Source organism: Fictibacillus sp. 18YEL24, assembly GCF_015903855.1.
Lineage (GTDB): Bacteria > Bacillota > Bacilli > Bacillales > Fictibacillaceae > Fictibacillus > Fictibacillus phosphorivorans_C.
In genome coordinates this window covers 33,703-52,616 of record NZ_JACZDT010000001.1, presented here as the reverse complement: position 1 = coordinate 52,616, position 18,914 = coordinate 33,703, and the positions used below count along the sequence as shown (strand labels likewise).

At 38.8% G+C, this 18,914-nt stretch carries 22 protein-coding genes; all 22 read right to left on the bottom strand.

The window, feature by feature from the left end:
* Window positions 1-56: 56 nt before the first annotated feature.
* Window positions 57-356, bottom strand: a complete 300-nt coding sequence (fliE, locus tag HU823_RS00280) for a flagellar hook-basal body complex protein FliE (RefSeq protein WP_144700787.1) — start codon at window positions 354-356, stop codon at window positions 57-59.
* A gap of 12 nt (window positions 357-368) precedes the next feature.
* Window positions 369-815 carry a flagellar basal body rod protein FlgC gene (gene flgC, locus HU823_RS00275; RefSeq protein ID WP_197220776.1) on the bottom strand — a complete coding sequence of 149 codons (447 nt, stop codon included), beginning with the start codon at window positions 813-815 and terminating at the stop codon, window positions 369-371.
* 2 nt (window positions 816-817) lie between these two features.
* Window positions 818-1,204 carry a flagellar basal body rod protein FlgB gene (flgB, locus tag HU823_RS00270; RefSeq protein WP_144700791.1) on the bottom strand — a complete coding sequence of 129 codons (387 nt, stop codon included), beginning with the start codon at window positions 1,202-1,204 and terminating at the stop codon, window positions 818-820.
* A 473-nt stretch (window positions 1,205-1,677) separates the two neighbouring features.
* Entirely contained in the window at window positions 1,678-2,457 is a 780-nt protein-coding gene (codY, locus tag HU823_RS00265) for a GTP-sensing pleiotropic transcriptional regulator CodY (RefSeq protein ID WP_066393642.1), read from the bottom strand.
* A gap of 24 nt (window positions 2,458-2,481) precedes the next feature.
* Complete coding sequence (gene hslU, locus HU823_RS00260; protein WP_137789674.1) at window positions 2,482-3,876, bottom strand: HslU--HslV peptidase ATPase subunit; 1,395 nt, start codon at window positions 3,874-3,876, stop codon at window positions 2,482-2,484.
* A 20-nt stretch (window positions 3,877-3,896) separates the two neighbouring features.
* A complete protein-coding gene (gene hslV, locus HU823_RS00255) occupies window positions 3,897-4,436 on the bottom strand; it encodes an ATP-dependent protease subunit HslV (RefSeq protein WP_137789675.1) in 540 nt (179 codons plus the stop codon).
* Window positions 4,437-4,460: 24 nt separating this feature from the next.
* A complete protein-coding gene (gene xerC, locus HU823_RS00250; protein WP_144703529.1) occupies window positions 4,461-5,366 on the bottom strand; it encodes a tyrosine recombinase XerC in 906 nt (301 codons plus the stop codon).
* A 61-nt stretch (window positions 5,367-5,427) separates the two neighbouring features.
* The gene (gene trmFO, locus HU823_RS00245; RefSeq protein WP_197220775.1) at window positions 5,428-6,732 is read right to left on the bottom strand and encodes an FADH(2)-oxidizing methylenetetrahydrofolate--tRNA-(uracil(54)-C(5))-methyltransferase TrmFO; all 1,305 of its coding nucleotides are present in this window, start codon (window positions 6,730-6,732) and stop codon (window positions 5,428-5,430) included.
* Between the two features lie 13 nt (window positions 6,733-6,745).
* Window positions 6,746-8,821: a type I DNA topoisomerase gene (gene topA, locus HU823_RS00240; RefSeq protein WP_144700795.1), complete on the bottom strand. Its 2,076-nt coding sequence runs from the start codon at window positions 8,819-8,821 to the stop codon at window positions 6,746-6,748.
* 99 nt (window positions 8,822-8,920) lie between these two features.
* Complete coding sequence (gene dprA, locus HU823_RS00235; protein ID WP_144700797.1) at window positions 8,921-9,787, bottom strand: DNA-processing protein DprA; 867 nt, start codon at window positions 9,785-9,787, stop codon at window positions 8,921-8,923.
* A gap of 78 nt (window positions 9,788-9,865) precedes the next feature.
* A complete protein-coding gene (gene sucD, locus HU823_RS00230; RefSeq protein ID WP_144700799.1) occupies window positions 9,866-10,780 on the bottom strand; it encodes a succinate--CoA ligase subunit alpha in 915 nt (304 codons plus the stop codon).
* A gap of 34 nt (window positions 10,781-10,814) precedes the next feature.
* Entirely contained in the window at window positions 10,815-11,975 is a 1,161-nt protein-coding gene (sucC, locus tag HU823_RS00225) for an ADP-forming succinate--CoA ligase subunit beta (protein ID WP_144700801.1), read from the bottom strand.
* A 201-nt stretch (window positions 11,976-12,176) separates the two neighbouring features.
* Complete coding sequence (locus HU823_RS00220) at window positions 12,177-12,335, bottom strand: small, acid-soluble spore protein, alpha/beta type (RefSeq protein ID WP_137789681.1); 159 nt, start codon at window positions 12,333-12,335, stop codon at window positions 12,177-12,179.
* Window positions 12,336-12,381: 46 nt separating this feature from the next.
* Window positions 12,382-12,657 carry an EscU/YscU/HrcU family type III secretion system export apparatus switch protein gene (locus HU823_RS00215; RefSeq protein ID WP_197220774.1) on the bottom strand — a complete coding sequence of 92 codons (276 nt, stop codon included), beginning with the start codon at window positions 12,655-12,657 and terminating at the stop codon, window positions 12,382-12,384.
* On the bottom strand, window positions 12,654-14,117 hold the full coding sequence (locus tag HU823_RS00210) for a hypothetical protein (protein WP_197220773.1): 1,464 nt from the start codon (window positions 14,115-14,117) through the stop codon (window positions 12,654-12,656). Before HU823_RS00210 ends, HU823_RS00215 begins: the two co-directional genes overlap by 4 nt.
* The gene (locus tag HU823_RS00205; protein WP_305069398.1) at window positions 14,110-14,895 is read right to left on the bottom strand and encodes a ribonuclease HII; all 786 of its coding nucleotides are present in this window, start codon (window positions 14,893-14,895) and stop codon (window positions 14,110-14,112) included. The genes HU823_RS00210 and HU823_RS00205 overlap by 8 nt, the downstream gene beginning before the upstream one ends.
* A gap of 432 nt (window positions 14,896-15,327) precedes the next feature.
* Window positions 15,328-16,191, bottom strand: a complete 864-nt coding sequence (ylqF, locus tag HU823_RS00200; RefSeq protein ID WP_144700809.1) for a ribosome biogenesis GTPase YlqF — start codon at window positions 16,189-16,191, stop codon at window positions 15,328-15,330.
* An 11-nt stretch (window positions 16,192-16,202) separates the two neighbouring features.
* Window positions 16,203-16,754, bottom strand: coding sequence for a signal peptidase I (lepB, locus tag HU823_RS00195; RefSeq protein WP_144700811.1), 552 nt, complete (start codon window positions 16,752-16,754; stop codon window positions 16,203-16,205).
* 84 nt (window positions 16,755-16,838) lie between these two features.
* Window positions 16,839-17,180, bottom strand: a complete 342-nt coding sequence (gene rplS / locus HU823_RS00190; RefSeq protein ID WP_066393605.1) for a 50S ribosomal protein L19 — start codon at window positions 17,178-17,180, stop codon at window positions 16,839-16,841.
* Window positions 17,181-17,293: 113 nt separating this feature from the next.
* Window positions 17,294-18,034, bottom strand: coding sequence for a tRNA (guanosine(37)-N1)-methyltransferase TrmD (gene trmD / locus HU823_RS00185; RefSeq protein WP_144700813.1), 741 nt, complete (start codon window positions 18,032-18,034; stop codon window positions 17,294-17,296).
* Window positions 18,034-18,549, bottom strand: a complete 516-nt coding sequence (rimM, locus tag HU823_RS00180) for a ribosome maturation factor RimM (protein WP_144700815.1) — start codon at window positions 18,547-18,549, stop codon at window positions 18,034-18,036. The genes trmD and rimM overlap by 1 nt, the downstream gene beginning before the upstream one ends.
* A 131-nt stretch (window positions 18,550-18,680) precedes the next feature.
* Window positions 18,681-18,908: a KH domain-containing protein gene (locus HU823_RS00175; protein ID WP_066393598.1), complete on the bottom strand. Its 228-nt coding sequence runs from the start codon at window positions 18,906-18,908 to the stop codon at window positions 18,681-18,683.
* Window positions 18,909-18,914 lie beyond the last annotated feature (6 nt).

Below are 18,914 nucleotides of genomic sequence, written 5' to 3'. Positions count from 1 at the left end.
AATTTTTAACAGCTACCCCCAAAATTGAATGCTAATATCGAATCATATAACAGAGCCTATACTTGCATCCTCATTATTTCTTGGTAGGCCTCAACAACTTTATTACGAATCTCAAGAGTCGTTTGCATCGTTACACTTGCTTTTTCAGCTGTGATCATCACTTGATGGAGGTTATCCATATTTCCGTTCATCAAACCTTGAGTAGCTTGATTAGATTGTGCTTGTGTTTCACCCAACGTATCTAAAGCTCCTTTTAGATAGCTCTTAAAATCTTCTTGAGCTTCATATGGTGTCACTTTTGAGACTGAAGTTGGATTACTGATGTTCTGAAGTGAACCAATTGAAATTTTGTCCATGTTTCAACACCCCTAACGGCCAATTTCTAATGCTTTTAAGTACATTCCTTTTGCTGCGTTTAGTGCAGTAACATTTGCTTCATACGATCGAGTAGCACTCATTAAATCGACCATCTCTTTTAGTGGATCTACATTCGGAAGTTGAACAAATCCTTCTTCGTTCGCATCAGGATGTTCAGGTTGGTAAACTGTTTTGAATGGAGTTTGATCATTGACTACCCCATTGACTCTAACGCCAGACATGTTTCCGTTATCCACTGCTTTATTAAACATGTTTTTAAAACTAGATTCACCAGAACCTAAGACGACCATTTTACGTCGATACGGTTCCCACACACCGTTCTTATATTCTCCGCGTGTCGAATCGATATTTGCCATGTTAGAGGAAGCAACATCCATCCTAAGCCGTTGAGCCGTTAAACCGGATGCTGATACATTCATTGCATCAAAAACTCCCATTTTTATCTCCCACCTTTAACAACCATCTTAATTGAATTAAACTTTCCATTAATTCGCTGTACGAGTGTCTGATAATAAAGCTGATTCTTTGCTAATTCTGCCATCTCTTTATCTACATCCACATTATTTCCGTTATGATTCATCACTGTATTCGTTTTTTCTCTTACACTAAAAGAAGAGGATGTTTCAGTCCCGAATGAAAAATGCCGCTGATCTGTTCGATGGGCTTGCAAGCTTTTTTTGAATTCCTGGTTAAAGACAGTTTCTTTAGCTTTATATCCAGGTGTGTCCACATTAGCTAAGTTATTTGAAATGGTCTTTTGTTTTAATGCTGATCCATCTAATGCCATCTCTAAGTTTTTAATGACTGAGCCAGAGAACAAGTTCACCACTTCCCTCTTTTTTACTATAGAAGTTTCATATTATGTTAAATCTTACCTCACTATCATATTTTAAGTGATATATCCAAAAAGTGTCTATGTATTTTTTCCCAAACTGACTTTTTTCGATAGAAAGGACTATATTTCGACCGTGACTTTGGACCCAATTTCAAAAATAGTAATAAAATCCCTATATTTATACGGTTTTTGGTACCTCTTTACCACTTTCGTACACAATCGACAAATATTTACATTTTTATCCTTTTTCGTTGTATCTAATCTACCGTGAATAAACAATAGAAGTTTTTTTCAAAAATTTTTCTATCTCAACCTTCCATTAAAAACATCTTAAAAATGTTGATACAGCACCCAAAGTAAAATTTCTCTATAACAAATAATATGAGATTCAAATTTACACTTTGAGTTTTTTGGAACAAAAAAATCCAGCTCTGGTTTAAAGAGCTGGATCTTATTATTGGTTATTATGAAGTTTTAAGCTTTTCAAGCTCAAGCAAGAACTTGTCGTTCAACACTTTGATATACGTTCCCTTCATACCTAGAGAACGAGATTCAATTACACCTGCACTCTCTAATTTACGAAGCGCGTTTACGATTACAGATCGAGTAATACCCACTCTGTCTGCAATCTTACTTGCTACAAGCAATCCTTCGTTTCCTTCTAATTCTTCAAAAATATGTTCGATCGCTTCTAGCTCACTATATGATAATGAACTGATCGCCATTTGAACAACTGCTTTGTTACGAGCTTCTTCTTCGATCTCTTCCGCTTTTTCACGAAGGATCTCCATTCCAACAACTGTAGCACCGTACTCAGCAAGAACTAGATCGTCCTCTTCAAATGAAGTAGATAGTCTTGAAAGAATAAGAGTTCCTAGTCTTTCACCGCCACCTACGATCGGAACGATTGTCGTTAATCCCGTCGAGAACAAATCTTTGTTCTCAACTGGGAATGCTGTATAATCGCTCTCTATGTCAATGTTTGAAAGAGACTCTGTAATGTTGAAAAGATTTTTTGTGTAATCAGTAGGGAATTGACGATCCTCGATCATCTTCTTCATACGCTCGTTCTCAATTTCTTGTTTAAGAGCGAGACCTAACAGTTTACCACGACGGCTTACTACAAAAATATTTGCTTCAATCACCGTACTAAGTGTTTCAGCCATCTCTTTAAAGTTTACTTGTTTACCACCTGTTTGTTGAAGCATCGAGTTGATACTTCTTGCTTTGTTCAATAAATTCATTGTATTTCTTCCTCCTACTGCATCCTATAATATATATTGGCTCAGATCCTTGTTCTTTGCGATGTTAGCCAGTTTTTCTTCTACATACTCGGGTGTAATGGTAATTTGATCTAAGCTGATATCAGGCGCTTCAAAAGATAGATCTTCTAATAAGCGTTCCAATATGGTATGAAGTCTTCGTGCACCAATATTATCGGTGTCTTGATTCACTTCATAGGCAATGCTTGCAATCTTAGCAATAGCATCGTCAGAAAATTCAACATTTATACCTTCCGTACTCAATAGAGCTTTATACTGTTTTATGATCGCATTATCAGGCTCTATTAATATACGTGTAAAATCCTCAACAGACAAGCTATTTAGTTCAACTCTGATCGGAAATCTTCCTTGCAGCTCTGGAATAAGATCTGAAGGCTTAGAAATATGAAAAGCTCCAGCTGCAATAAACAGGATATGATCCGTCTTGATCGAGCCATACTTCGTCATTACTGTAGAACCTTCAACAATCGGAAGGATGTCTCGCTGAACACCTTCACGGCTTACATCAGCAGAATTTTGGTTCTTTCCTGCAATCTTATCGATCTCATCTATAAATATAATACCTGTTTGTTCGGTCTTGTAAACTGCTTCACTCGTAACATCATCCATATCGATTAATTTTGCCGCTTCGTCTTGCGTCAATACTTTACGAGCTTCTCGAACAGTTAGCTTTCTTTTTTTCTTTTTCTTCGGCATAAGTCCACCTATCATATCCTGCATGTTCATGCCTACTTGTTCCAGACCCGAACCTTGGAACATGTCTAGCATAGAAGGATTCTGCTCTTCTACTTCTACCGTAACAAGATGATCCTCCATCTCACCAAGCGCAAGCTTCTGTGCCATTTGGTTTCGTCTCTGTCTAAGATCTGAAACATCATCTTGCTGTGGCTTTTGTTCCTGTTCTTGATTACCCCCACCAAAGAACATCTCTAGCGGGTTTTTAAAGCTCGTTTCTGTTTTTTTACCTGGAACTAAGAGCTCTACAAGTCTTTTATTAGCATTTTGCTCAGCTTTGTCTTTTACATCATTCATCTTCAGCTCTTTTACAAGTCTTACTGAAGTTTCAACTAGATCACGTACCATCGAATCAACGTCACGACCTACATAGCCAACTTCAGTAAATTTAGTTGCTTCAAGTTTAATGAACGGGGCTTGAGCTAGTTTTGCTAACCTTCTAGCAATCTCTGTCTTCCCTACACCAGTAGGTCCGATCATCAGAATATTTTTAGGTGATACTTCATCACGAAGCTTGTCGTCGAGCAAACTTCTTCTATAACGATTACGAAGCGCAACAGCAACAGCTTTCTTTGCATCGTTTTGACCTATAATATACTGATCTAACTTTTCAACAATTTGTCTTGGAGTTAATTGACTGTTCATTGCAACCGCTCCTTTACTTTTTACAATTCTTCTAAAACAATCTCCGTGTTCGTATAAACACAAATTTCGCCAGCAGTCTTTAAAGATGCAAGAGCGATTTCTTTTGCAGAAAGTTCAGGTGCATGATTCTTCAGTGCCCGACCTGCGGCAAGAGCATAATTGCCACCTGATCCAATCGCGAGAATTCCATCGTCTGGCTCAATAACTTCACCAGTTCCAGAAATCAATAACATATGCTCTTCGTTCATTACGATTAATAGAGCTTCAAGCTTTCTAAGAACTTGATCTGTTCTCCATTCTTTAGCCATCTCTACAGATGCACGCTGCAGATTTCCGCTATATTCTTCTAACTTGCTCTCAAATTTTTCATAAAGCGTAAATGCGTCTGCAACCGAGCCTGCAAACCCAGCAAGCACTTTTCCTCCGAAAAGCTTTCTTACCTTCTTGGCTGTATGTTTCATTACAACTGCGTTGCCGAATGTAACCTGACCATCTCCAGTCATAGCGGACTTGCCGTTATGCTGAATCGCAAAAATTGTAGTAGCATGAAATGTTGACATTGAAAAATCCCTCCCTTTTTGTTTTTATGCTCGAGGATGCGCATTATTATAGATTTTTTTTAAATGACTTTTTGAAACATGTGTATAAACTTGTGTAGAGGAAAGGTTAGCATGCCCTAAAAGCTCCTGAACTGCTCTGAGATCTGCGCCTTCATTCAGCATGTGCGTCGCAAACGTATGCCGCAAAACATGCGGGCTGATATGTATCGTAAGGGAAGATTCCTCAATTAGTTTATTTAATATAGTTCTTACGCCTCTCGCGGTTAAAGGTTCCCCTTTATAGTTTAAAAATAATGCATCCGACTTTTTCTCCGTTTTTTCTAACAGCAACTTGCGACCGTCCTGTAGATATTTTTCAAGAGATTCTCTCGCAAACGATCCGATCGGAACATATCTTTCTTTTTTACCTTTTCCTTTAACAAGCGCTATCTCTACATTTAAATCAAGATCCTTTAACTGCATCTTACACAATTCACTGACACGAATACCAGTTCCGTACAATATTTCGAGGATGGCTTGATTTCTTTGTCCCATGGGGGTTGTAATATCAGACACATTAAAAAGCCTCTCCAACTCTTTTTCGTAAAGAAATTGAGGAAGCATTCTTGCTTTTTTAGGGAGTGATGCCATAGCAAAAGGGTTATGTTCTTCAACGATCTTTTCGCGGTTTAGGAAACGATAAAAACTTCTCATCGCCGATATCTTTCTTGCTACTGTATTTCGAGCATACTTCTTCTCATGGAGAGTCACTAAATATTGCCTGACTAAAACATAAGAAACAGCAGCGAATCCTTCGATTGCTTGCTGTTTCAAAAAAGAAGTAAAATCATTAATGTCTTTTTCATAGTGTTCAATCGTATAAGGTGAACAGTTCTTCTCGATCATTAAATAATTCAAGAAATCCACCACGTGTTGGCGTTCTGATACCATTTCATACACCTCACAAAGCCCCTAAATCGTAACACAATTTAGGGGCTAAATCAATACATGTTCACAAATTTGTTATAAAATTCTGAATTGTTTCCAACGCTCTATTAGCTAGAGCTGTATTACGCTCTTGTTTATTTTTGATTCTCTTCTCTAGAGGTGGAAGAAGTCCAAAGTTAGCATTCATCGGTTGAAAATTATCCGGATTAGCAGTCGTAATATAATACGCCATGCTTCCGATCGCCGTCTCTTTAGGGAAAACAGCTAGTTCTTCGCCATTAACCAACTTTGCAGCATTGATTCCCGCGATCAATCCTGAAGCAGCACTTTCAACGTACCCTTCAACACCAGTCATCTGACCTGCAAAGAAAAGATCTTTTCTTGCTTTTAACTGATACGTCTCTTCTAAGAGGCGTGGAGAGTTTAAGAACGTATTACGATGCATTACACCGTAACGTACTACCTCTGCGTTCTCTAAGCCTGGAATCAGTCTTAGAAGCTCTTTTTGAGGTCCCCATTTAAGGTGTGTTTGGAAACCTACAATATTATATAGAGTTCCTGCACTGTTATCTTGTCTTAATTGAACGACCGCATAAGGAATCTTGCCTGTTTTCGGATCTTCGAGACCGACTGGTTTCATCGGTCCGAACAATAATGTTTTCTTACCTCTTTTAGCCATAACTTCAACTGGCATACAACCTTCGAAAAAGATCTCTTTTTCAAATTCTTTTAGAGGGACTGTTTCAGAAGTGATTAACGCTTCATAAAAACGGTCAAATTCTTCTTCAGTCATCGGACAGTTTAGATAAGCTGCTTCACCTTTGTCGTAACGGGACTTTAAATACACCTTGTCCATATCGATGCTGTCTACTTCGATGATCGGTGCAGCTGCATCGTAAAAATAGAGATACTCTTCTCCCGTTAATGAGTTTAGCGATTTTGATAAGTTATCAGAAGTTAGAGGTCCTGTCGCAATAATAGTTGGACCTTCAGGGATCTCTGTAACTTCTTCAGTGATCACCTCAACATTAGGATGATTCTTAACTCGCTCTGTCACAAGACTAGCAAATTCGTGACGGTCGACCGCCAGAGCTCCACCAGCCGGTACAGCACAATCATCAGCTGATGAAATAATAACAGAGTTTAATTTTCTCATCTCTTCTTTTAGTACACCGACAGCGTTCGTTATTGTATTAGCACGAAGTGAGTTCGAACATACTAGTTCTGCAAACTTCTCAGTATGATGAGCCGGTGTTTGTCTAACCGGTCTCATCTCGTATAATTTTACTTGAATTCCTCGGCTAGCGATCTGCCAAGCTGCTTCACTACCAGCAAGACCTGCTCCGATTACGTTAACATGTTGATTCATGAAGATAAACTCCTTACTTTGCTTCCTCTTCAGCATAATCGCAAGAGACACACTGTACGACTTTGCCTTTTTTCGTTTTCTTTTCTACTAACATACTATTACACTTCGGACATGTTCTGGCAATAGGTTTATCCCAAGATACGAATTCACAATCTGGATAACGGTTACATCCATAGAAAAGTCTCTTTTTCTTACTTTTCCGCTCTACGATTGTTCCTTCATGACAAGTCGGACATGTAACACCTATGTCTTTTACGATCGGTTTCGTGTTTCTGCAGTCTGGAAAGTTAGAACAAGCCATAAACTTTCCAAAGCGTCCCATCTTATAGACCATCTCATGTCCACATTTCTCACAGTCTTCACCGGCCGGCTCATCTTTGATCTCTACTTTTTGCATCTCTTCTTCTGCAATCTTCAGTTTCTTTTCAAAACCTTTGTAGAAGTCATCGATGATCCTTATCCAGTTTTCTTTTCCGTCTTCTACTTCGTCAAGATCGCTTTCCATCTTGGCAGTAAATTCAACGTTGAATACTTCAGGAAAGAATTCCAATGTCATCTCTAAAACAAGCTCACCAAGCTCTGTTGGAACAAATTTCTTTTCGTCTAGAGCTACATACCCACGTTTTTGAATCGTATCAAGCGTTGGTGCGTATGTTGATGGTCTGCCTATACCCAGTTCTTCCATCGTACGAACAAGTCTTGCTTCCGTATATCGAGGAGGAGGCTGCGTAAAATGCTGAGTTGGTTCAAGATCTTTCTTTTCTACTTTCATGCCTTCTTGAACATCTGGAAGAATACGATCTTCTTCTTTTTTTCCATCATCATTGCCTTCAACATAGACTTTCATGAATCCAGGAAACTTAACCTTAGATCCAGTCGCACGGAAATTGATTCCGTTGTTCTCTAAATCTACTGTCATCGTATCAAGAACGGCAGATGCCATTTGGCTCGCTAAGAAACGCTCGAAGATGAGCTTATATAATCTGAGTTGATCTCGTGAAAGATAATTCTTCAAATCACGTGGATGATACATGACAGAAGTGGGACGAATCCCTTCATGGGCATCTTGAGCGTTCTTTCCTGATTTCTTCTCCACTCTTGATTTGTTCACGAACTGCTCTCCATACTCTTTTTCGATGAATTCAGCAGCTTCTGTCTTAGCAGTATCAGATATACGTGTCGAATCTGTACGCATATAGGTGATCAGACCGACCGTACCTTCTTTTCCTAGATCGATTCCTTCATATAATTGCTGTGCGAGCATCATCGTCTTTTTAGCTCGGAAATTTAGTTTCCTTGCCGCTTCTTGTTGAAGTGAAGAAGTGATGAAAGGCGGCGAAGGATTTCTGCGTCTTTCTTTTTTCTGAACAGAATCGATCTTAAACTGTTTACCTTTTATCGTGCTTAGGATTTCTTTCACTTCTTCTTCGTTGGAAAGTTCCTTTTTCTTGCCGCCAGTTCCATAGAACTGTGCTTCAAAATCCTCTCCAGAAGCACTAAAGATCCCTTTAATCTTCCAATACTCTTCTGGTTGGAACGCTTCAATCTCTTTCTCTCGTTCAACGATCAATCTGACCGCAACCGTTTGTACACGTCCAGCGCTCAATCCTTTTTTGATCTTTTTCCATAATAACGGACTGACTTTGTATCCTACTAGTCTGTCAAGCACCCTTCTTGCTTGCTGTGCATCAACTAAGTCCATATTGATCTTTCTTGGTCTTTTAAAAGAATCTTTTATCGCATTTTTTGTAATCTCATTAAACACAACTCTACATTCAGAATCTAAATCCATATCCAAACTGTGAGCAAGATGCCATGCAATTGCTTCACCTTCGCGATCCGGGTCAGCTGCGAGAAAGATGCGTTTTGCTTTTTTCGCTGCAGTTTTTAAATCTTTTAAGATAGGACCTTTTCCACGGATCGTAATGTATTTTGGTTCATAGTTTGCTTCTACATCTACGCCAGTCTGGCTTCTGGGAAGATCACGAACATGTCCCATAGATGCTTTAACGTCATATTTGCTCCCTAGATACTTTTTTATTGTCTTTGCTTTGGCGGGAGACTCAACAATGACTAAATATTTTTCCATTTACAGTTTATCCCCCTTTAAGGGTTTAGTGAAATCTTCCCTATTATTAAATAATGTATCTGCATTTGTCAAACTGTTTCCTCATTTAAATGAAAACGGTTAGATACTTTCGTTTTGAATATCTTCTGCACTCATGACTAATTTTGCTCCATTTTGAATCAAAAAATTGGTCCCGTTCGCACACTCTTCTAAAATGGATCCTGGGATCGCAAATACATCTCTTCCTTGTTCGAGTGCTTGATCAGCTGTAATTAAGGAACCACTCTTTGTTCGTGCTTCAGCAACAAGTGTTGCACGGCTGAGACCGCTTATTATACGGTTACGAAGCGGAAAATGCCAGCGTTTTGGTGTAACCTGTGGTGCAAACTCAGATAACAAGATTCCTTGTTCACTAATCTTCTTAGCTAGTGCTCTGTTTTCTTGCGGATAGATCTGTAACAAGCCAGAACCTAGAACTGCTGCTGTTAAGGACTTGTGTTGAATACTTAACTCATGAGCGAACGTATCAATCCCTTTAGCTAATCCGCTGATCACGATCCAATTATTATCAATTAAAGGAGTAAGTACTTTTTCTAACGCTTGTTTTCCCTGTTTGCTAGGATGACGAGTACCGACCACACTAATCATTTTATCCCGATTTAGGATTGTCCAATCCCCTTGTCCATAAAGAACCCATGGCGGGTCATAAATGTTCTTTAACAGCGGAGGATAATTATTATCGAATATCGTAACTGCTGAAATAGATTGTCTTAAAAGATTCTTCATTATGTATGTACTATTATATTGTTTCATGTGTTGATGGAGGCGCTTTGCCGTTAGGTCACTGTAACCAAACGACATTTTCAACCTGCGAATGTCCATTGAAAAAACAGATTTAAGTTCAGGATCAGCTACAACTATTGATCTTAATTGATTCCAAGTGAGTCCTTCGCAATGATGAAGAAAAATTAAGCGTTCTTTATCCAAACTGCATTCCTCCTCATGAAACAATTCAATGTAAATAAAAAGCTCCCGATCTGGGAGCTTTTCACGTTGTAATCGTTATTACGCTTTTGCTTTGTTTGTTACACAGCGATCATATAGATCGTTTTCTTTTAAAGCTTCAACTAAAGTTTCACCCATAACTGAAGGCGTTGCTGCAACTTTAATTCCACAAGCTTTCATCGTTTTGATCTTTTCATCTGCTGTACCTTTTCCACCAGAGATGATCGCACCAGCATGCCCCATACGTTTTCCTGGAGGTGCGGTTTGACCACCAATGAATCCTACTACAGGTTTCGTCATGTTCGCTTTAACCCATTCAGCTGCCTCTTCTTCAGCAGTTCCACCGATCTCACCGATCATGATTACTGCATATGTGTCCTCATCTTCGTTAAAAGCCTTTAAAACGTCGATAAAGTCTGTTCCGTTGACTGGGTCTCCACCGATACCAACTGCTGTAGATTGCCCGATCCCACGCTCTGTAAGCTGATGTACAGCTTCATACGTTAATGTACCAGAACGTGACACAACCCCAACATGACCTTTTGTATGAATGTACCCTGGCATGATACCGATCTTACATTCTTCAGGAGTGATTACACCCGGGCAGTTCGGACCAACTAGACGTGTCTTCTTGCCTTCCATGTAACGTTTAACTTTTACCATATCCATTACTGGAATACCTTCAGTAATACAGATTGCTAGATCAAGTTCAGCGTCAACAGCTTCAATGATCGCTTCTGCAGCAAATGCAGGCGGAACATAAATAACAGAAGCATTAGCTCCAGTTTCTTTAACTGCATCCACAACGGTGTTAAAAACAGGAAGACCTTCAACTTCTGTTCCACCTTTACCTGGTGTAACACCGCCTACAATTTTCGTACCATATTCAAGCATTTGTTTTGTATGAAAAAGACCAACAGAACCTGTAATACCTTGAACGATAACTTTTGTATCTTTATTAATAAAAATGCTCATGCATCAATCCATCCTTCCTACGATGTTTTCTCTATTACTTAACTAAAGCTACGATCTTCTCTGCACCATCAGCCATAGAATCTGCAGCTGTAATGTTTAGACCAGATTCTTTAAGAATCTTTTTACCAAGATCAACGTTAGTACCTTCTAAACGCACAACAAGAGGTAACTCAAGACCAACTTGTTTCGTTGCTTCAACAACGCCGTTCGCGATGATATCACATTTCATAATTCCACCGAAAATGTTAACAAAGATTCCTTTAACATTTTTGTCAGAAAGAATAATCTTGAATGCTTCTGTTACCTTCTCAGTAGTCGCGCCGCCCCCAACGTCAAGGAAGTTAGCCGGGTCGCCGCCGTAATGTTTAATGATATCCATCGTTGCCATTGCAAGTCCAGCACCATTAACCATGCATCCAATATTTCCATCAAGAGAAATGTAGCTAAGATCGTATTTAGATGCTTCGATTTCTTTTGCATCTTCTTCTTCAAGATCTCTATATTCTAAGATGTCTTTGTGACGGTATAAAGCATTAGAATCAAAGTTCATCTTTGCATCAAGTGCCATAACATTTCCGTCACCTGTTACAACTAATGGATTGATTTCTGCGATTGAACAGTCTTTTTCAACGAAAGCCGTATATAGACCAATCATGAATTTCACTGCTTTTCCTACCAATTCAGTAGGGATGTTGATGTTATAAGCAAGTCTTCTTGCTTGGAATGCTTGAAGGCCGATCGCTGGATCGATTACTTCTTTGAAGATTTTTTCAGGTGTCTTTTCAGCCACTTCTTCAATTTCAGTACCGCCTTCTTCAGATCCCATCATAACAACACTTGATGTTGCACGATCTAGTACAAGACCGATATAGTATTCTTTCTTAATATCACAGCCCTCTTCGATAAGTAAGCGCTTAACTTCTTTACCTTCTGGACCTGTTTGATGAGTTACAAGAACTTTTCCTAAGATTTCATTTGCGTATGTACGCACTTCATCGATATTTTTAGCGACTTTAACGCCACCTGCTTTACCGCGGCCACCTGCGTGGATCTGTGCTTTAACTACAGATACAGTGCTCCCCAGCTCATTAGCAGCTTCTACTGCTTCTTCAACGGTAAATGCTACTTTCCCGTTTGGAACAGCCACACCATATTTTCTAAGTATCTCTTTACCTTGGTATTCGTGGATATTCATTTACTCTCCATCCTCCTATCATGGTGAAAACTTAAAGTACCGTTATCATTGTATAAGACCTAGTCTATTATGTCTACTATTCTTCAGAAAATTGCAAGCGCATACACCCTCTTAGCCAAAATAAAAAACCAAAATCACTGTGGAATGACTTTGGTTTTATCACTTTTTCGTCCCCTTTAGGAACGAAAACACCTTCTTTTTTCATTTGTTTTTTTCGTTTTTCTGTTTCTTGATGATTTTAGGTGTTATCGCTTCAGATTCAGCAGCTGAACGGTACATGCCAAACTCTTCAGCCATCTCTTCTTTAAATTGGTTCACTAGTTGTTCGGATTGCTGTACGACTAATTTATTCTTAGGCATTAAAACACACTCCTTTAAAGATAGGAATGCCCCGTTTCAATAACATTTATGTAGATTTTCCAGCTTCTTTATCCAATTTATAAATAAAAGCAAACAGTTCAGCGACCACTTCATACAATTCTTCAGGTATACTTTCCTCGATCTCTAGCTTTGATAATAAATGAACTAAAGAAGGATCTTCCTGAATCGGTATGTTATGATCTTCTGCAGATCTTAGTATCCGCTCTGCTGTTTCACCTTTCCCCTTAGCAATAACTACCGGAGAGGTAGATTCGAGCGGACTATACTTTAACGCCACAGCTTCTTTTTTATGATCACTCATACTCTAAGATCCAATCCTTTATATGATATAGAAGTCTCGGTATTTTTTATCTTTTCGTTTTGAGAACTGAATATAACGGATGATAGCGTATAATTCATGTTCTTCATACTAATCTTTAACGTGTGTAATAACGGTTCAGAAAATTTTTCGATAGCGGGATGAGAATTATAAACTTTTAACGAAACGATTCTGTTTTGAATATGCACATCTACAGCCACATCATTTAGATGCTTCATCTCTAACCAAAAAAGCATCCTACAATGATCTGGATCTATTCCTTTTCCACCTTGCTTTTTGCTTTCCCACCGAACGGTCATCTCATTCGGATATTCCGATCCATTAAACGGAATATGAAGAATAAATTGCTGCATGTTCTCATTGCTTTGAATATTCTGTAACTGTTGACCAGTAAGTTTATTTAATGCTTGTTCTGTTTTTTGCTGTATGATCTCAGGCAGTTCTATACGGTCAGCGTTCTGTTGCAGGTGCAGAAGTTGAGACTTTAACGTTTCCGTTTGTTTTAGGTGTACTGGGTCTAATAAAATATTTTTTTCATGCAATAAACCCGATTTAATCAACCACTTTTTTGCAGCTGTAATAAATTCTTCTGATGGGTTCAGATTTGTTTCTTTAGAAACCTTCATCACATCGTTTCTTAATTGTGTTGATAGATTTTCTTCCACATTAAATATTCCTGTCTGAACCTTTATTGGATCTGGAAGTTTTCCATTCGATGGCATAATGATGTCTGCTGTGTTTTTAATATCCATACTTTTCACTCTATCATGAATGGGAGCCTGTTGATTACTTGCTTCGTTACCTTTAAATACATAGAGTTCTTTTAAAAGCTCTACGGTTTTTGAAACAGCTTTATCTTTATGAATAAAGGGCATTAGAGCCTCATAGAGCTGTTTGAATTCACCACTTGATCCTGCACTGTTTTTTAGACTGAAAGCAACTGCTTGAACGATCTCTTGCTTAGGGGGCAGTTGAAGCTCCAACATACGCTGAACAACTGCTTTTTTTTCATGGAGTGGTAGTGCGTTTGTGAATTTTAAAACCTCGGAAACAGATTTTATGTTTTCTTTTAATAGAGGTAACTTTTCTATGATCGCAAAATCAACTGCTTTTTTGTTCATATCGGATGCTGGAAGGCTCCATCTCGATAAAATCTGTTCTGAAGTAGACTTAACTGGATCTGTTTCCACCTTTTTCAAATAGATCGTACCGTTTTTCTCTGAAACTTCAAATAGATAGTTATCTCCTTTGATTAAAGGTGCTTCCAATTTGGCATAAAGTGTTGAGCCATTATAAAGAACCTTCGCTGATTGATCAGGGAAGATTTCTAAAATCTTAGCAGATATAAACTGATTAAGCTTTAAAAGTAACGGTTCATCCATTAATCTAGCAGGGATTAACGATTTACCATTCATTTGGTTGAGTTGTAACAGGTTAATCACTTCCTGTAATTTTAATAAGTTCTCCTACCGGACTAAATGATCTACGATGAATGTCTGTTGGTCCAAACTGCTGAAGTGCATGTAAATGTTCCTTCGTTCCATAACCCATATTGGAATTCAATCCATATTGAGGATATTTTTCATGAAGGTTCTGCATATATCGGTCTCTTGTAACCTTTGCAACGATTGATGCAGCCGCAATAGAAATACTTTTCTCATCACCTTTTATTATTTTTAATTGGTCGATCGCTAAAGGAACTTCCATAGCATCAATTAAAAGCTGATCTGGACGAACATGTAATGAGCTGATTGCTTCAGTCATTGCCAACTTAGACGCTTGATAAATGTTAATCGCGTCGATCTGATCTGGCTGCACTAAATGGACACTGTAAGAAATAGCATCCTTCATAATAATCTCATATAGAGCATCTCTTTTTTTCTCAGATAACTTCTTAGAATCATTGACCCCTGGCAACATATATCCTATAGGTAAAATAACTGCAGCTGCCACGACGGGACCAGCTAAAGGCCCACGGCCGACTTCATCTACACCCGCGATCAAAGTTTTCCCTTGAGCTTGGCATTGCTCTTCGTAAGTATGCATCAGCTTCAATCTCGTTCTTTCAGCTTCTTCTCTTGCTAAGCGTTTTGAGAAAGATTGAAATAGTTTTTGTGCACCTTGTCTTTCATCTTCAGAGAGGATTTTTAGTAGATGGATCAACTCATTATCTTTACTGGATTTTAATTTTTGTTCCCATTCTTTTATAGACATTTTCATGTTCATCACGCTCTTTATGTATGTATTATCGGTTTTATATACGTTCTTTTTAGAAGATGTTTTCGTATTACATAGATCCTCTCTGGAAGTAGTCGCTTTCCGCTCCAGGTCGCTCGCTTTCCATGAACGGTGAGCCTCCTGTCTAGTTGCAGTGAGTAGCCCCTCGAGGTCAAAAGTTAAACGGTCAAGAAGGCATAGTGCGCCGTCCTCGCCCTTTTACCTTTTGCTTGTCGGGGCTAACCGAGTCACTTCCTCTTTTCGAACTGCCGCTTTGCGCCTTTAGGAGTCTCCACCTGACCGCTCGTCCCATAGGAGTCTCGCGACCTTACGGTCCAATCGACAGGCTAAAGAAGATTTGAAAACATCCACTACAAAATCTTCAACCCGAAATTTTAAAAACAGGCACTTTCTTAAGCGCCTGTTCAGTTAGCTCTATTTAATTTCAAAGTCATTTGGGCGCTCATATGACAAGCGTCCAAGCTTTTCTGCTCGAAGGTCTCGTAACACAATCTCAGCAGTCTTTTCAAGATCCACTTCTCCGCCACTCATCATACATCCCCGTTTCTTGCCGATCTCTTCGAATAGGGGCAGTGAGTCCTCTGGAATCTCAGACAGCTTGTATCGTTCCACTAGACGCTCTTCGTAGTGTTCTTTTAAATATTTGATCGCATATAAGACTACTTCAGTAAAATCAAAGAGAGTTTCTTTAATCGCTCCGGTAACTGCTAACTTCAAACCGATTGATTGGTCTTCAAATTTAGGCCACAGAATTCCTGGAGTATCTAATAATTCTAATGTCTTACCTGCTTTAATCCACTGCTGCTTTTTCGTTACACCAGGCTTATCTCCTGTTACAGCAATATTTTTACCAGCCATACGGTTGATGATCGTGGACTTACCAACGTTAGGTATACCAACAATCAATGCTCTTACCGCACGAGGTTTGACGATTCCCTTTGCTCTCATCTTATCGAACTTTTCTTTTACTAACTCATGAGCAAGAGGTTCTATTTTTTTTATTCCTTTTCCATCTTGCGAGTTGATAGCAAGAGAAGGAATGCCTTTTTCTGAAAAATAACTTTCCCACATTGATGTCACTTTTGGATCAGCCAGGTCAGCTTTGTTCAAAAGTACAATACGAGGTTTCTGACCCAGAATCTCATCGATCATGGGATTTCTAGAAGCTAGAGGAATTCTAGCATCCACTAACTCAAAAACGACATCGATCATTTTGAGTTTTTCAGTTATTTCCCGGCGTGCTTTGGCCATATGTCCAGGAAACCATTGAATGGTCATGTTATCTCACCCTACTTTACAAATCCAATATCCTTTAACGGCCAGAAACGGAAAGATGCTTTTCCTAAAATCGTATCATCATCCACTGTTCCAATATTTCGGCTGTCTTGAGAATTTCTTCGGTTGTCACCTAATACAAATAGTTGACCTTGAGGAACCTTTTGCTTACCCGTTACTTCAAGTAACTTAAAATCATAAGTGAAGTTTCCATCTTTTGTTTTCTTTTTATACGCTTCTAAATATTCTTCTTTTACCTGCTTACCATTTACATAAAGGGTATCATCTTTATATTCGACTGTATCCCCAGGTAAACCGATTACTCTTTTTATGTAATCTTTTTCTTCGGTAGCATGGAAGACTACAATATCGAATCTTTTTGGATCACCAATCACATATGAAAACTTATTAACGATCAGTCGATCTCCGTTGTGCAGAGTTGGCATCATAGATTGTCCATCGACCACGACGGGTGCGAAAAGAAAAAATCGGATGATCCCTGCTAATAATAAGGCTGCCGCTAATGCTTTAATCCATTCCCACGTTTCGTTTTTTGTACGTGCCATTCTTAATCCTCACCATCTCTAGAAATTCCTTACTTATAATATGGAAAAAGGAGCTTGAATAAGTCAAGCTCCTTTCGAGAATTATTAGCGAATTTCTTTAATACGAGCTGCTTTACCGCGAAGTGCACGTAGGTAGTATAGCTTCGCACGACGAACTTTACCACGACGAACTACTTCAAGGTTCGCGATCTTCGGTGAATGTAATGGGAACGCACGCTCCACTCCAACACCATAAGAAATTTTACGAACAGTAAACGTTTCAGAAATTCCTGATCCACGCTTCTTGATAACTACACCTTCAAAAAGCTGGATACGCTCACGAGTACCCTCGATTACTTTCACGTGTACACGAACAGTGTCACCTGAACGGAATTTTGGTAAATCTTTTAATTGATCTTTCGCTAGATCTGCAATAAGCTGTTGCATAGTTTATTGCCTCCCTTCCCATGGATGTTCTTGCTAAATGATAAAGCAGCGGAACACCGGATTAAACGGGCATAAGCCACAAACAATATAATACCATATAACTTAAACAGTGTTCAAGTTGTTTTATGATCTTTTATCTCATTCAGCCAAATTTCTTCTTCTTTTGTTAATTTGATTTTCTCTAGCAAGTCAGGTCGACGTTCATACGTTCTTCTTAAAGACTCTTTTCTGCGCCATGTCTCGATATTCTTATGGTTTCCTGACATAAGCACATCAGGCACTTTCATACCGCGAAAATCAGCAGGTCTCGTATATTGTGGATGCTCTAACAAACCTGTGCTGAACGAATCCTCTTGGTGAGATGCTTCTTTTCCTAAAACATTAGGAAGCAGTCTCCCAACAGCGTCTATGACGACCATAGCACCCAGTTCGCCACCCGTTAATACATAGTCACCTATAGAAATCTCATCTGTTACAAGGTGCTTTCTAACACGTTCATCATAACCTTCATAATGACCGCATAAGAAAATAAGATGTTCTTCTTCGGCCAACTCTTCTGCTTTTCCTTGAGTAAACGTTTCTCCTTGAGGACATAAAAGGATGATTCTAGGTTTTACAGTTACCTCTTTCTTTAAATGTTCCACCGCGTCAAACAGAGGCTGAGGAGTGAGGACCATGCCAGCTCCTCCTCCGTATGGGTAATCATCAACATTCCGATGTTTGTTGGTTGAGAACTCTCGAAAATCAATCACTCGAAGTTCGAGCGCATCCTTCTCCTGGGCCTTTTTTAAGATCGAATGACCAAAAACGCCAGAAAACATTTCCGGAAAAAGGCTTAAAACATCTATTTTCATTAGAATAATCCTTCTAATGGCTCAATAACAATCTTTGATTCTTTCACATCCACTGATTTCACAACAGAAGGAATGTAAGGAATAAGAATATCTGAACCAAATCCTTTTCTCTTCACTACCCAAACATCGTTTGCTCCAGGGGACAATATTTCTTTAACTTTTCCTAGTTCTTCACCTTCAACAGTGAAAACCGAGCAGCCGATAATATCATGGTAGAAAAACTCTCCTTCATCTAACGAAACAGACTGATCCTTCGGCACTCTAAGCAGATTTCCTTTAAAACGTTCAACATCATTGATGTTATGCAGGTTTTCAAATGTTAAAAGGTCAAATTGCTTATGTTTTCTATGCGTTTCAATCTTTACAGGTATATGTTCTGATCCCATATCTACATATAAAGTGTTTCCGATCTTATACCGTTCCTCAGGAAAGTCAGTTCTTGAGATCACTCTGACTTCTCCTCTAATTCCGTGTGTATTCACAATCTTACCTACGTTCAGCCATTTATCTGTCATGATTTATAACCTTCTCTCATACAAACTTAATCATATTATTATCCAGTCTAAAGTTTATCATAAATGCAAGTATGTATACCTTTAAAATATTGCTATAGATAAAAAAAAGGAAGAGGTTTCCCTCATCCTTTTTAGACGATTTCGATTGAAATCCTTTTATTTTGATTCGTACCTGCTGCATTCACAACCGTTCGAATCGCTTTAGCCACTCTTCCTTGTTTACCGATAACTTTTCCCATATCCGTCTGGTTAACAGTTAGTTGATAAACAAGTCGGTGTCCTTCTTGAACCTCTTTGACGCTAACTTCATCTGGGTGATCAACTAGAGCTTTCACAATTGATTCGATCAACTCTGTCATATCTGT

Coding starts and splice junctions, on each gene's coding strand:
- HU823_RS00175 (WP_066393598.1), bottom strand. CDS start 18,908: ATGACAGAGTTGATCGAATCAATTGTGAAAGCTCTAGTTGATCACCCA.
- xerC (WP_144703529.1), bottom strand. CDS start 5,366: ATGGTATCAGAACGCCAACACGTGGTGGATTTCTTGAATTATTTAATG.
- hslV (WP_137789675.1), bottom strand. CDS start 4,436: ATGTCAACATTTCATGCTACTACAATTTTTGCGATTCAGCATAACGGC.
- trmD (WP_144700813.1), bottom strand. CDS start 18,034: ATGAAAATAGATGTTTTAAGCCTTTTTCCGGAAATGTTTTCTGGCGTT.
- sucC (WP_144700801.1), bottom strand. CDS start 11,975: ATGAATATCCACGAATACCAAGGTAAAGAGATACTTAGAAAATATGGT.
- ylqF (WP_144700809.1), bottom strand. CDS start 16,191: ATGACCATTCAATGGTTTCCTGGACATATGGCCAAAGCACGCCGGGAA.
- fliE (WP_144700787.1), bottom strand. CDS start 356: ATGGACAAAATTTCAATTGGTTCACTTCAGAACATCAGTAATCCAACT.
- codY (WP_066393642.1), bottom strand. CDS start 2,457: ATGAATTTATTGAACAAAGCAAGAAGTATCAACTCGATGCTTCAACAA.
- HU823_RS00220 (WP_137789681.1), bottom strand. CDS start 12,335: ATGCCTAAGAATAAATTAGTCGTACAGCAATCCGAACAACTAGTGAAC.
- sucD (WP_144700799.1), bottom strand. CDS start 10,780: ATGAGCATTTTTATTAATAAAGATACAAAAGTTATCGTTCAAGGTATT.
- HU823_RS00205 (WP_305069398.1), bottom strand. CDS start 14,895: ATGAAAATGTCTATAAAAGAATGGGAACAAAAATTAAAATCCAGTAAA.
- rimM (WP_144700815.1), bottom strand. CDS start 18,549: ATGACAGATAAATGGCTGAACGTAGGTAAGATTGTGAATACACACGGA.
- rplS (WP_066393605.1), bottom strand. CDS start 17,180: ATGCAACAGCTTATTGCAGATCTAGCGAAAGATCAATTAAAAGATTTA.
- topA (WP_144700795.1), bottom strand. CDS start 8,821: ATGGAAAAATATTTAGTCATTGTTGAGTCTCCCGCCAAAGCAAAGACA.
- lepB (WP_144700811.1), bottom strand. CDS start 16,754: ATGGCACGTACAAAAAACGAAACGTGGGAATGGATTAAAGCATTAGCG.
- flgC (WP_197220776.1), bottom strand. CDS start 815: ATGGGAGTTTTTGATGCAATGAATGTATCAGCATCCGGTTTAACGGCT.
- HU823_RS00215 (WP_197220774.1), bottom strand. CDS start 12,657: ATGAGTGATCATAAAAAAGAAGCTGTGGCGTTAAAGTATAGTCCGCTC.
- trmFO (WP_197220775.1), bottom strand. CDS start 6,732: ATGAATCAACATGTTAACGTAATCGGAGCAGGTCTTGCTGGTAGTGAA.
- hslU (WP_137789674.1), bottom strand. CDS start 3,876: ATGAACAGTCAATTAACTCCAAGACAAATTGTTGAAAAGTTAGATCAG.